The sequence below is a fragment of the Rheinheimera sp. 1928-s genome (assembly GCF_029269265.1).
GTDB lineage: Bacteria > Pseudomonadota > Gammaproteobacteria > Enterobacterales > Alteromonadaceae > Pararheinheimera.
This window is the reverse complement of record NZ_JARIXP010000004.1, coordinates 472,231-484,926: the sequence shown is the minus strand read 5'-3', so window position 1 is coordinate 484,926 and position 12,696 is coordinate 472,231. Positions and strand designations below refer to the sequence as shown.

Below are 12,696 nucleotides of genomic sequence, written 5' to 3'. Positions count from 1 at the left end.
GGTTTAACGGCAAAGCTGACCTTGCTGGATGTAAGGACTTAGTATAGGCGCCATGCCTTTAAGAACTTGCAGCGGCAGGGCAGAAGTGAAGCTGAAATCTTCAGCGCCTTTACCCGGTACAAAAGCGGTCAGAGTACCGAAGTGATTCTCTCCCAGGTAAAACACAAAAGTTGCAGTGCGGTTGATGGTGGTCGATTGCACTGTGCGACCACGGATCACCTGGGTTGCCATTTTGTTATCACCCGTACCTGTTTTTCCACCTATGACTAAAGGCGAACCATCAGCTTTAGTGAATGACCCCTGTAAACGACGGGCAGTACCGCCATCTGCCACTTGCGACAAGGCAAAACGCAGGGCTCTGGCTACTTCTGGTTTCATCACTCGCTGTGCTTCATTTGGCTGATACTTCAACTTCACTTCATAAGGTGTATTGGCGGCAAAATGCAGCTGATCTACCCTGACTGTCGGCAGTAACATACCGTCATTCTGAATAATACCTATCAGTTCTGCCAAAGACGCGGGCCTGTCACCAGAGCTGCCTAAAGCCGTGCCCAGTGACGGCACCAGGTGATCAAAGGCATAACCCAGTTTTTTCCAGCGCTGGTGGATATCCAGAAAAGCTTCTACTTCCAGCATAATGCGGATACGGGTATCCCTTGCGCTGCGGTTAGAGGTTCTGAACAACCAGCGGTACACCTGCTGACGTTGCTCTGCTGAAGCATTCACAGCTTCTGTTAACGTCGCCTGCGGGTTTTGTTGCATAAAACTCAGTAACCATAATTCCAGCGGGTGAACCCGGGCTATATAGCCTTGATCCATCAGACTGAATTTACCAGGGCCGTATTTGTTATACAGCTCATCAATGTCTTTGACCGTCAAATTTTCTTCCGGCAAACGTTGCTGCAAGAAGGCGCTGAATTTGGCAAAGTCAGACTCAGGCAACAAATAACGGTGCACTGCAGCTAAACGATCCGGCGTTTGTTTTAAACCTTCAAAAAAGGTGTTTAAACGGTCTTCTTCGGTTTTTTTCTGGTACTTACGCCAGAACCTTTGCAGGAAAGAGCTGCCTTCTTTATCGGCAAAACGGCGTAAATACTCTTCACGACGGGGGTCTTTGTCGTTTTTCAGTAACAACGAGGTACTGCCTGCCGTCTGGTAACTGCTGCTGTAGGATACGATGTCGCGCATAATACGGACAAAAGGCAGGTTGATGGATTCTTTTAACGACTCCAGTACAGTAGGAACTCTGCTGTCTTCTTTTTTCTGGAAGTTGTTAAATACCTGCAAACCACCGCCGGTAAAAAAGCGTTCGACAGGAGAGGCTGAATAAGTGCGTTGTAAAGCAGCATCCAGCATTTTTGATAAATCACGATCGGCCGTATGCGCCATATAAGTGGCAGCCCAGCGGGTTAAATGATCGTTTGGCGCTATTTCAAGGTTTAACAGGTTTTCCGGCAGTTCATCAATAAAAGAGTCATGCAGCTCGGCTACTATTTCCAGATAAGTGGTCAGAACCCGTAACTTAGCGGTAGAACCCAGTTCCAGTTTGCTGCCTTCGTTTAAATCAAAAGGCTGGTCGGTATTGTCGGTTTGAACCCGCACTCTGTTACCGCCCGGCGTTTTTTCAAACAAGGTAAAACTGTAAGTGACTTTGTCGGTATTGCTGGCACTTAACAGTTTTTCACCCAACAAGCCGACTTTTTCCGCGACCACAGGGGAGGCCAGACTATTGAGGTAATGGCTGACTTTTTGTTGCAATTCGTGATGCAAAGACACTTTGGCCGTTAAATCCAGCCGGTCTAAATCATAAAGCTGTTGATTCAGCAGAGTACCTAAACGACCACGAGCTACGTTAATGCCTTTGAGGGTTTGCGCATCTTGTTTAATGCCCGGCGCTTTACCACCTTTAAACAATAAACGCTGTGACATGGCTGAATCGGCCAGATCTTTATCTATCACTTTCGCATTGGCCAGTACTCGTAAATGGCTGTTGGTCAGTTGCTCTAAATCATCATGGCCTTGCAATAAATAATAAGAGGGGCGACGCTGGGCTATCATCAGCGCCAATACCTGGCGTAAAGCCAAGCCTCTTAAGCTTTTATTTTGTTCTGTAGCTTCAGCATTTAATACCTGATTAAAACGGCTAAAGTCGGTGCCAAACCAGGCCCATAACGCATCACCCACACCATGCACTTCACCAAAACCCGGAGCTGAGGACAGAGGTACAGAGTTTAAATAATCCAATACCACTTCATGCCGGGTTAATGAGGTGTCGGCACCATAACGATAAGCCCGCACTGAGCCTGACACCATCTGCAAAAATTTGTCTGTAAAGCCCTGGGTTAAACCTTGTGGCGAATGACGGTACTTTTCAATCTGGGTCGCAAGCGTACTGCCGCCCGCTGATTGCCCTTCTAAATTTAACACTTTAGTCACCTGAGACACAGCAGCCATCATAAAACGTGGCCAGTCGACAGCAGGGTTAGCGCGGGCAGGAGAGGTTAATAACTTACGGTTTTCTATAAACAGCAGACTGTCACGCACTACTGCAGGAACCTCAGCCGGGTGTTTATACACTCGTTGTGGATGAGAAAAAGAAAACAACTCTTCGTTACGGCAGTCGCCAATTAATAGTCCGCCCTGAGCTTTTTCGCGGTAAGGCGGAAAAAAACCTAACTGAGTGTAAAACAGCATTTCAGGCGAAAACGCAGCTTGTTGCTCAACCACAAAATTACGCTGGGTTAAAGCTGGAATAAATTTGGGTAATTTGGAATAGCCTAAACGTTGGTCAAAAGGCCCGGCTATAGGGTAAGACACTTGTTCTGTTGGGCCTGATTGCAGCTTATAGGTCAGCTTTTTCGCATAAGCACTGATTTCTGTGGATTGATAATGGGCTGTCGACAGCTCGTAGAGGACCAGCGCGGCGCCAGAAAGCAGCAATAAAATAAATAACCAGGGGAGCAGGCTGCGACGCCGCCGTTGCTGAACCACAGGTGCAGCTTGCTCTGACGGTCTTTCGTCGCGGTAGTTATCAAATTGCATTTGATTAAAATCTGGTGGGGATGACAAGTTCTTATCCATGAGTTCAGGCATCTGCCATTTCGTTCGATTTTAACTGGTATAAGCAGGCTTTGCAGCTGAATTTTGCTGAAGTTTGTCGATCAAACATACTGATTTATCTCCAATTACTGCTCTTGCTTGATTTTTGACTCCGACGGTGCTGACAAAACCTTACCATCAAACCACAATTCAAGGCTGTGCTGAAAAGCCGGATCGGCCTGAACTTTGGGTATCACAGTGTTAATGAGTTCAATTTGTTGTTTGCCCCAGTCGCTATTGCTGCAACCCACGGCTCCGGCAATAGGCGCGGATAACTCGGCAATGGGCACATACACCAGACCTTTGGCCTGCTCCGGCGCTGTTTTGTTCAGGTATGTCAGAATAATGTCGTAGTCCAGAGTGTAATCAATACGGCCACTTTGGATCATTTTCAGTAAGGCGACAGGACCATCATCCCCAGAGCGTATTAACTCACTTTTACGATGAGGCTCCAGTAAAGGTTCTATATCCCCATATCTGCGACCTGCGGCCAGTCCAAGTTTAAAGATTTTAGCTTGGAGCAGTCTGGTCAATACCAGGGGCGTGCCAAATTGTTCAGTTAAATGATCGGCCAGCGCCTGACGGGTAATCACGCCCTGAGGTCTGTACCAATGAGTGGGGGTACTGAACACCGCTGTTTTAGTCGGCTGGGCTCTGTGGATCATGCAAGGGAAACATAAGGTTTCTCTGTTATTTAATGCTTGATGGATACGGGTTTGCGGCATCAATAAATTTTGATGGCTGATGTTGGGCAGATGAGTTTGAATACTGGAGAGTAACTGGTCGCACAGGCCTTGCTGGTTAAAGGTGCCGCCGACTATATGAAAAGGAGGACCTGTATTGATTGCCCAGTTCAGCATTGGTTTTGATGCTTCGCCCAGACTGTAGTTGCTCAACAGCAGTACCACAAGAGCTAAAACATATCGCATCAGCATAACGCCTCAGGCTTTTCTTTAACATCCTATTAATCTAACGAAAGCGCAGGCCAAGGACAAGGGTTAATTCAGTTCAGCAACTGCAACAGAGCTGCTGAACCAAAAAGTCCGGCTGAAATAAAAGCCTGACTGCGACTTAGTGGTGGTGATGACCACCTACGCCATGGGCATGACCATGTTCGATTTCTTCTGCAGATGCGGCACGCACATCAATCACATCAATATCAAAACTTAAAGTTTTGCCCGCTAATGGGTGGTTGGTATCCACTTCAGCTTTAAACATGCCCACTTTGACTACAGTGACCTGACGTTGACCCTGTTCTGTATTGACCACGGCCACCATGCCCGGTTTCCATTTTTTTGCGCCCATCAGGTGTTTCACCTGAACGCTTTGAATAGAGTCGGCAGCGATCTCGCCATAAGCATCGGCTGGGGCTAAAGTGACGGTAAATTTATCACCGGCCTGATGGCCTTCCATTGATTTTTCTAAACCTTCAATCAGGTTGCCATGACCTTGCAGGTATAAAACCGGGTCCTGACTTCTGGAGTTTTCTAATACGCCAGTGTCGTCTGATAAGGTGTAATGAAACTGAACCACTGTATCTTTGGTGATTTGCATTGTCTGTGTATCCGCTGCTTGCTAAAAAAATGGCGGTTATTATTGCGCAATGCCCTTCTAGGGTCGACTTTTTTCTGTGGTTAATGCTGATTTACCGGGTGAGTGTGCACCCAGTTCAATGGATCCAGTGCATAAAAAGATTTTAATTGCTGATACAAAGCCGGATGCTGAGCGGCGAATAAATCAGGTTGTTCAAAAAACACTTCAGAAATGACCGCAAAAAATTCGGCTGGATTAGTGGCAGCATAAGAGTCAAACAAGGTAGGTAAACCATGAGCCAACTGGCGCTGCAGCTGCTCAAACTCCCGGGATAACACCTGTGACCATTCTTGATAAGCTTCTCTGCTTCTGAGCAAAGGTGCTCCTGTGGCCTGGCCTTTGAGTTGATCGAGCTGATGAGCAAATTCATGGATCACCAGATTATGTCCATCGTTGCAGATGGCGGCAGAGTGCAAAGTATCGACCCATGACAACACAATCTGGCCGGTGTGCCAGGATTCACCCAAACGTACCTGTGCACTTTCACTCACCACCCCTGCAGCATCTGACTGCTGGGCAGGCACCACAAAAGCGGCCGGGTAAATCAGGATTTGCTGCAATTTTGGATAATAATGAGCAGGTTTATTCAGCAGCAACAAACAAGCCTGAGCCGCTATAGTGACTTTCATTTCGTCAGTGACGGTTAAACCTGCACAGCCGACAAATTGTTTTTCGGCAACAAAAACCTGAATAAGCTTTTTCAGTTGCAGTTGTAAATCGGCAGGTAAAGCGCGGAAGTAGGGCATACGCTGCTTAAGGATCTGGCGCCAGGCTGCAGGAAAAGGCTGCTGCTGAATTTTTTTCCGGCGATAGTGCCGCCAGGCAGGAGGTACAAACACCGCGGCCAACACCACTAAGGTCAGCAAAGTTAACAACAATAAAGGCACAATACGTGCTCCAGATAAGCCCTGATAATGCTGTTATGGCGCCGCCGTGGATAAAATCAAGGTCATCTGTTCAGAACAGGTTGCGTCCTGACGGAAAAAAACTATACCCTTCGAGTCATACCAAGTGACTGAGTTTTTTTATGAACCTATTTCAGCTGAATTTATCTCCGGGTTTAGTGCACCCTATCTTGTTACAACTGCGTGATCCTGGTATTCAAAAAGACCGGCTGCGCTTTAAGTTTAACTTAGAGCGTTTAGGTTTTTTATTGGCAGCAGAACTGGCAAAAACTCTGCCGGTACAGAAGGTTGAAGTGCACACCGTACTGGGGAAAACCGAGATCCCAGTGCCACAGCAACCCCCTGTGTTAGTGACTGTGTTAAGAGCTGGTCTGGCATTTTATCAGGGTTTTGCCAATGCCTTTGACGACGCTGACAGTGGCTTTATTGGCGCTTATCGTGTTGAAGGTGAATCGGCTGAACAGCTTGAAATCCGTATGAATTATGCTGCTTTGCCTGATTTAACAGGCCGTGATTTAATTTTGATAGACCCTATGCTGGCTACAGGCGGTTCTTTGCTTAAAGTCTGGCAACTGATCGCCAGCCAGGCGACTCCTCGTTCTGTGCACGTAGCCGCTGCAATCGCTGCACCTGAAGGCGTTGCAGCCTTGCGCCAACATTTACCTGAAAACAGTTATTTGTGGTTAGGTGCTTTGGATCAGCACCTGAACGAGCAGGCTTATATAGTGCCGGGTTTGGGTGATGCCGGAGATTTATGTTTTGGGCCCAAACTTTGATGCTGAAAAGACTAAGGCGTTGGGGCTGATAAAGGCTGACGGATCATCCATTGTTGTTTTGGCGCTATGATCTGCTGTAATGGCAACTCTTGGATGCTTTTTGGATCCAAAATTCGTATTTGCGGGCTGACTTGTCTGGCGTAAGCTTGTTTTTCCAGAACACGTAAGGCCAAATCAATACTAATACGGGCCTGGATCACAGGTGAATCTGTTGCTGCTGCCAGTAGTTGGCCTTGCTGGATCAGCCTGACGACATCAGGGTTAGCGTAATAGGCCATGACCGCAACCTTTGTCAGGTTTTCCGCCGAGAGAAAGTTCTGAGCAACACTAGCTGCGACAGCGTTTGCCAGCACATAGTCAGGTTGTTCCCGACTGAATAACTGCCGCACTAAAGTGGCTTGTGAAAAATTGTCGGTTGCACCATAACCACCATGTAAAAGTTTCACCTCTGAGCCTTGCAATGTTTGCTTTAACCCCCGCTCGGCATCCTGCACCCAAGCAGCCACAACTGGTCCGGGAAACCATGCCAAATCAATAGAGCTTTGTTGGCTGTGTTGCAGCAAATACAACATGCTTTTGGTCGCCATATCAGCAAAAGACACAGAGGATCGGGCTGTTATGGCGTCACTATTAATGCCGTTAATTAAATCAATAACAGGAATACCCGCATCTTTTAACTGCGCTATTAAATCGTTTAACCCTTCGCTTGAAATAGCACCAATAATCAGCGCATCGGCTTTATTACTGACGCAATCCAGCAATTGCTGACGTTGGCGTGGCAGATTCTCATAACCTCCGGCTTCATAAATTCCGAGTTGTACTCCCTGACGTTTAGCTTCTTCCGCTAAGCCCCAGGACACGCCCCACCAGTAATGATCTTTGCCATGAGGCAATAAAGCACAGAGCCGCCATGCTTTACTGATTTTTTCTAATGGTTGGTACTCCAGAGTTTTGCCGTCGGCTTGTACTTCAACCGGAAACCAGTTTTGCTCCGCCGCTAACGAAAAGCTGAATGCTAAACTGCTCCAGAGGCAGATCGGCAACAGGCTTTGGCCATGAAATCTCCATTTATCTACCGCCGAATTCTGCATCTTGAGGTCACTTGGGTATATATCTGCTTCAAACTATAGAAGATTTCACAGCAAAGTGATTTGTCTTTTTATCGCTTTAATGGTGTGCCAATTTTTTCCGCAAATGCCAGAAATACCAAAGCACCATAGAGACCACCACTGGAATACTGATGGATTCAATAGTTTTGGCTGGCCACTGCGGCACCCAGTGCACTATAGCCTCCTGAGCTTTGGTTAACAGTTGCAGCGAATAGTAGCTGATGGCTACCACGGACAAACGCTCGACCGCACTTTGTAATTTCAGCTGCAAATGAGCTCTTTTATCCATAGAGGACAACAAGGTCTGATTTTGCCATGCCAGCTTTAAATTGATTTGAGTGCGCAGCAACTCGGTGGAACGGCCCAAACGTTCTGCCAGTTGTTGCTGACGCTTTAATACAGATTGAGCGGTACGCCAGGCCGGAGTTAACCGCCGTTCGGTAAAATGCTGTAACGACATCAGCCCTTCTACTGGTTCTTCTTCCAGACTTTTTAATCTGTCCAACGTCAGTTGGTAGTAGGCATGACTGGCCTGCAATCTACTGCTGTTTTCCGAGATCTGGTGTTCCGTCTGAGCAGCCAGCTGGATCAGTTCGTCCAGCAGTTGCTCATCATTACCTTGCTTTTGCTCAATACGTGAGGTGATGACCGCCAGTTGCTGCTCCTGTTGTGGCAACTGATGCAAAGCCAGTTTGCAATAAGGCCAGGCCAGCAGGGCCAGCTTACGGTAGTTGCCCAAATCAAACAGCTGCTGAACCAAAGCGCCCAAGGCGCTGCGGCTTAACCCTTGGTCCAGCACCAGCATACGGCCAGCACCTTCATTGTGTTTACGAAAATCCGTCCAGATCCGCGCTTTGCCGTTAAACACCATGCTGCTGATCAGGTGTTCACTGACAAAAAGCTCTGCCGGGTCTTTTGCTACCAACTGAGCGGGTTGCACTATGCTCAGCTGCACCACCCGGAATAACTGGCCTGGTAAGCTGGCAAACCAGTGTGGATCAGGCACTAAATCCTCTGGATCACAGAACAGGCTGGATGCAGCACCGGGCCGGATAAAAGTGTAAGTGGAAAATTCGTTGTGCCGCTCCCAACGCAGCCAACTGCTGCCAAGCTGCAGGTTGCAGTCCTGTTCATGAGGCTGCAGATCTTTGCCATGTTGCTGAGCCAGTTGTTGCATAGCCTGATATTCAGCACTGCGTGAGGTGCTCGACAGCGTCAGCACAAACTGACAAAGCTGACAGGGAGAGTCCAGTGCCGGAAAAAAGCGTTGCTGTAATTCTTGTTCCAGCAAATCGCGTTGCGGGTGTTGGCGTAAATAAAGCTGAACCATAACAGACTCCAAAACAAATAGACAAACGAGCCATAGAACAGAAGCAGTATCTATACCTATGCATGACAACCAGATGTCAATCACTTGATTTTATTAGTGAATTTATTATTTCCAGACCGGGTTTATCATAAAAAACAACAGCTTGATGTTCCCTTAGTGCACAAGATAGCACTAAAGAAGTGCATTTTCGTTAACATTTTATTTTCAAATAAAGCAGGGCTACAATTAAAAGAGGAACACAACAAAGAGGATAGACAAATGCGAATTTTGTATTTATCGCTGTGTTGTACGGCCATGCTCTCATCAGCACCGGCTTTTGCTTTAAGCAGCTTACCCCAGTTACAACTGGCTCAGTCTTATCAGCAGCACCAAGCCGTATCTGCTTTTTGGATCAGCGAAAAACTTGATGGTGTCAGAGCCTTTTGGGACGGCAAACAACTGCGTAGTCGCAGCGGGCAATGGATAAAGTTGCCGGATCATTTATTGAAACAATTGCCTGATTTTGCGTTGGATGCGGAGTTATGGGCGGGCAGGGGTAAGTTCCAACTGGTGATGCAAGCGTTGCAGCAAGGCTCTGATAACACAGACTGGCAATACATCCGACTGATGGTGTTTGACGCGCCAACACAGCAGGGCACTTTTACAGAGCGTTTGCAGTTTTTACGGCAGCAACTACCAGAGAATGCTTTTGTGCAGTTGCTGGAGCAGAAACAATTGCAAACCAAGGCTGAACTGAATGAGTGGTTGCAGCAGGTGGTAGCCGCAGGCGGCGAAGGATTGATGTTGCATCGCGCTGATGCGCTTTATCAAAGCGGGCGGGTCAGTCATTTGCAGAAATTAAAACTGGCGGAAGATGCAGAAGCCAGAGTAGTAGCGCATTTGCCGGGCAAAGGTCAGTTCAGTGGCATGCTGGGTGCTTTATTGGTGGAATTACCGGATGGACGGCGCTTTAAGTTAGGTTCAGGTTTTAGTGTGGAAGAGCGAAAAAATCCGCCCCAAATTGGGCGTCTGGTGACCTTTCAGTACCATGGTTTGACGCACAAAGGCACACCTCGTTTTGCAGTTTTCCTGCGCGAGCGACCAGAGCAGTAAAAAGCCAGTCGGCGCTACTTGCTGGTATCAGTGTTCAGCGCCAGAATAGCCATCTTCAGCTGATGAGGTAGTTATGGTTAATCTGGCTTTGATGGGCGCTTTTATTCCGACTTTTTTATTTGTTTCTGTCACACCAGGTATGTGTATGACTTTGGCTATGACGCTTGGAATGACGCAGGGCGTGCGCCGCACTTTATGGATGATGTGGGGCGAAATGTTAGGTGTGGCTTTGGTTGCCATTTTAGCTGTTTGTGGCGTTGCCGCTATGATGTTGCAATTTCCGACTGTTTTTCAGTGGTTTAAAATTGCTGGTGCTTTATTTTTGGCTTATATCGGCTGGCAAATGTGGTGGGCCAAAGGCAAGTTAGCTATTCCACAGGCTGGTGTTCGTCGGGAATTATTACCACGACGCACTTTATTTAGTCAGGGTTTTGTTACCGCTGTGTCTAACCCTAAAGGCTGGGCTTTTCATATGGCCTTGTTGCCGCCTTTTATCGATAGCCAATTGGCGTTCTGGCCACAGTTGCTGGTGTTGGTTTTTCTTATTATTTTAATGGAGTTTCTGTCTATGCTGCTGTACGCAAGTGGCGGCAAAGCTCTGGGCGCATTTTTCCAGCAACAAAATAAAGTGCAGTGGCTTAACCGTATTGCTGCCAGTTTAATGTTTGCAGTGGCGCTGTGGATGTTATTGGGTTAGTCATAGCGTTGTTTTAAGCTTTGGCTTACCAGCGATAGCCCAAAATCAGGCTGCTGGAGCGCTGTTTTGCATGCGCCTGCCAGCCAACCCATTGGGTTCTGTTCGGTTGAAAACTCTGTAAACTGCTGTGTTCCAGCGCCAGATTTACATGCGCTGTCAGCTGATAAGTCCAGTTAAAAGTCCAGCTGTGGCCTTTGCCGTTATTGTCATCGGTCAAGCTTAGATCTTTATCTGTGACTTCAAAGTGATCGTAGCGGGCGCTGATGCTGTGTTGCTCCCACTGATAATTCAGCATCAGGTAACTGCTTTGGTAATCCGCAACGACAGCCTGCTCACCCATAGCTGTGTCGCCATTCAGAACTTGCGCCAGCAAGCGCCACTCTTCTGTCAGTTGATGTTGAAAAGCCAGGCTGAGGAAACGGGTATCCCAGGCATATTGCCCATCTTTAAAGGTCGTAGGTTCGCCTCTGTTGTCGTACCAATACAACCGTATTTCGGTTTGATCTTTATGCAGCCAGTGTAGCCCTGTGTAATAGCCGGTTTTATGATCCAGTTCGCGGTTCGGTTCAACCCATGCTGGTTGCAATTCAATTTCGCCACCCGCAGCTATGCTGGGGTAATTGGCAAAGTGGACCCGCTCACCAATGCTGGTTTGCAAATTATGCAAGGCAAAACCGCGCCAGGTCAAAATGGAACCCGCCGGATCATTGCCCTGAAACAAAGCGCCTACCCACTGAATACTGTGGTCTGATTTAAAAAAACGCCCAGGCCTGCTGACAGATAGTTCAACAGCTCTGGTTTTAATTTCTTCCGCTATCCAGCTGTTAATGGCAGAAAACGAATTTGTATAAGGCGAAGTCCAGGCTAAGTCGGTGTTTTCCAACGACATAGCCGGATAAAAAATCCCGGCTCTGGCGCGCACTCTGTAGCCGGAAACAGGTAAAGGGCTCCAGTTGATCCAGGCCTCGGTGAGGCCAAAGCCCGCTTCGGGGGCTCTGTGCCACTGGGCATGCACTGTGGCAGAGAAGTCGGAATTGGTTTCAAGATGGGCCACCAGATACTGGGGGCCAACACCTGCTTCGGTATGATTGCCAAACTGGCCTGTGCCTTGCTGCCACCATGGCTCTAAATAATGGGCTGTATCATTTTGTTTATTCAGGTAAAATTCGCCACGGCCCTGCAGGCTCAGCTGTTCAGAAGCCGTTGCTGCAGCACACAAAAATAATGCAGGGATCAGAGAGATACACAAGTGAGCAAAACGAGCAGTGGACATCCTGTGTTCCTTATTTGGTATTCAGCCTTGAGAATAGCAGTTCGCAGCAAGGGATAAAAATAGCCGAGGCGACAAAGTTTCAGCCGCTTTCGCTGTCATAGGATGACAAGAAGCCAAAACTGTTTTAGTTTAACCAGACTTTTGTCTGCTCTGGCCCCCGGAGAATTAGTGAATGACTACTTTAGCCCGTTTTTTTTCTGCTTGTCTATTGTTGTGTTATAGCCTGGGAGCTGTGGCCGCAGTTCAAATTACTGTGACCGATCAGCAAGGTCAACCGCTGGAAGATGCGGTCGTTGAGCTGCTGGATCCGGCTAACCTTCAGTTTGCGCAAAAAAAAGCTGAAGTGAAGCAACAAGACCTGACTTTTATCCCTTTTGTTTCGGCTTATCAGACAGGCACCTCTGTGGATTTCCCTAATTTGGATAAAACCCGCCATCATGTGTATTCGTTTTCACCAGCCAAGGTGTTTGAGTTAAAACTCTATGCCAACAAACCAGAAGCCCCTGTGGTATTTGATCAGGCGGGAATTATTGCTTTGGGCTGTAATATTCATGACTATATGCAGGCTTATATTTATGTCGGCGACAGTCCGTTTTTACAGGTAACAGATGGCAAAGGATTGGCGAACTTTACCGGCGTACCAGATGGCGATTATCAGGTAAAACTCTGGCATCCATGGCAAAATGCCGATTGGGTGACTCAGCAAGTACAAATTAAAGATGGTCAGATGATGAATTATCAACTGGCTATTACCGCTCAGGAGAAACCAAAGAAACCGAAAAAAGGTTTTGGTGCATCCTATACCCCTTAAATTATTAACCT

General features: G+C 47.5%; 11 protein-coding genes. 4 read left to right on the top strand and 7 right to left on the bottom strand.

Features of this window, described 5'->3' with window-relative positions:
- Positions 1-3: 3 nt before the first annotated feature.
- The 4 genes from P3C17_RS12570 to P3C17_RS12555 form a co-directional block, all read right to left on the bottom strand.
- Entirely contained in the window at positions 4-3,069 is a 3,066-nt protein-coding gene (locus P3C17_RS12570; protein WP_300929756.1) for a transglycosylase domain-containing protein, read from the bottom strand.
- 116 nt (positions 3,070-3,185) lie between these two features.
- On the bottom strand, positions 3,186-4,028 hold the full coding sequence (locus tag P3C17_RS12565) for a hypothetical protein (protein WP_300929755.1): 843 nt from the start codon (positions 4,026-4,028) through the stop codon (positions 3,186-3,188).
- A 142-nt stretch (positions 4,029-4,170) separates the two neighbouring features.
- Complete coding sequence (locus P3C17_RS12560; protein WP_233078091.1) at positions 4,171-4,653, bottom strand: peptidylprolyl isomerase; 483 nt, start codon at positions 4,651-4,653, stop codon at positions 4,171-4,173.
- An 80-nt stretch (positions 4,654-4,733) separates the two neighbouring features.
- Complete coding sequence (locus P3C17_RS12555) at positions 4,734-5,579, bottom strand: M90 family metallopeptidase (RefSeq protein WP_300929754.1); 846 nt, start codon at positions 5,577-5,579, stop codon at positions 4,734-4,736.
- Positions 5,580-5,719: 140 nt separating this feature from the next.
- Between P3C17_RS12555 and upp the strand changes: the two genes are divergently transcribed.
- Complete coding sequence (upp, locus tag P3C17_RS12550) at positions 5,720-6,373, top strand: uracil phosphoribosyltransferase (RefSeq protein ID WP_300929753.1); 654 nt, start codon at positions 5,720-5,722, stop codon at positions 6,371-6,373.
- An 11-nt stretch (positions 6,374-6,384) separates the two neighbouring features.
- On the opposite strand, the gene torT is transcribed toward upp, so the two are convergent.
- Both torT and P3C17_RS12540 read right to left on the bottom strand, forming a co-directional pair.
- The gene (gene torT, locus P3C17_RS12545) at positions 6,385-7,464 is read right to left on the bottom strand and encodes a TMAO reductase system periplasmic protein TorT (RefSeq protein WP_300929752.1); all 1,080 of its coding nucleotides are present in this window, start codon (positions 7,462-7,464) and stop codon (positions 6,385-6,387) included.
- Positions 7,465-7,540: 76 nt separating this feature from the next.
- The gene (locus P3C17_RS12540; RefSeq protein WP_300929751.1) at positions 7,541-8,812 is read right to left on the bottom strand and encodes a DUF3422 domain-containing protein; all 1,272 of its coding nucleotides are present in this window, start codon (positions 8,810-8,812) and stop codon (positions 7,541-7,543) included.
- Between the two features lie 258 nt (positions 8,813-9,070).
- On the opposite strand from P3C17_RS12540, the gene P3C17_RS12535 reads away from it, so the two are divergent.
- Both P3C17_RS12535 and P3C17_RS12530 read left to right on the top strand, forming a co-directional pair.
- A complete protein-coding gene (locus P3C17_RS12535; RefSeq protein WP_300929750.1) occupies positions 9,071-9,904 on the top strand; it encodes a DNA ligase in 834 nt (277 codons plus the stop codon).
- Between the two features lie 73 nt (positions 9,905-9,977).
- Entirely contained in the window at positions 9,978-10,601 is a 624-nt protein-coding gene (locus P3C17_RS12530) for a LysE family translocator (protein ID WP_300929749.1), read from the top strand.
- Positions 10,602-10,626: 25 nt separating this feature from the next.
- On the opposite strand, the gene P3C17_RS12525 is transcribed toward P3C17_RS12530, so the two are convergent.
- Positions 10,627-11,874 carry a hypothetical protein gene (locus P3C17_RS12525; protein WP_300929748.1) on the bottom strand — a complete coding sequence of 416 codons (1,248 nt, stop codon included), beginning with the start codon at positions 11,872-11,874 and terminating at the stop codon, positions 10,627-10,629.
- Between the two features lie 172 nt (positions 11,875-12,046).
- Between P3C17_RS12525 and P3C17_RS12520 the strand changes: the two genes are divergently transcribed.
- On the top strand, positions 12,047-12,685 hold the full coding sequence (locus tag P3C17_RS12520; RefSeq protein WP_300929747.1) for a methylamine utilization protein: 639 nt from the start codon (positions 12,047-12,049) through the stop codon (positions 12,683-12,685).
- Positions 12,686-12,696: the final 11 nt, after the last annotated feature.

Bases quoted from the DNA above. Each gene is read 5' to 3' on its own strand.
- upp (WP_300929753.1), top strand. From the start codon at position 5,720: ATGAACCTATTTCAGCTGAATTTATCTCCGGGTTTAGTGCACCCTATC.
- P3C17_RS12520 (WP_300929747.1), top strand. From the start codon at position 12,047: ATGACTACTTTAGCCCGTTTTTTTTCTGCTTGTCTATTGTTGTGTTAT.
- P3C17_RS12565 (WP_300929755.1), bottom strand. From the start codon at position 4,028: ATGCGATATGTTTTAGCTCTTGTGGTACTGCTGTTGAGCAACTACAGT.
- P3C17_RS12530 (WP_300929749.1), top strand. From the start codon at position 9,978: ATGGTTAATCTGGCTTTGATGGGCGCTTTTATTCCGACTTTTTTATTT.
- torT (WP_300929752.1), bottom strand. From the start codon at position 7,464: ATGCAGAATTCGGCGGTAGATAAATGGAGATTTCATGGCCAAAGCCTG.
- P3C17_RS12525 (WP_300929748.1), bottom strand. From the start codon at position 11,874: ATGTCCACTGCTCGTTTTGCTCACTTGTGTATCTCTCTGATCCCTGCA.
- P3C17_RS12540 (WP_300929751.1), bottom strand. From the start codon at position 8,812: ATGGTTCAGCTTTATTTACGCCAACACCCGCAACGCGATTTGCTGGAA.
- P3C17_RS12560 (WP_233078091.1), bottom strand. From the start codon at position 4,653: ATGCAAATCACCAAAGATACAGTGGTTCAGTTTCATTACACCTTATCA.
- P3C17_RS12535 (WP_300929750.1), top strand. From the start codon at position 9,071: ATGCGAATTTTGTATTTATCGCTGTGTTGTACGGCCATGCTCTCATCA.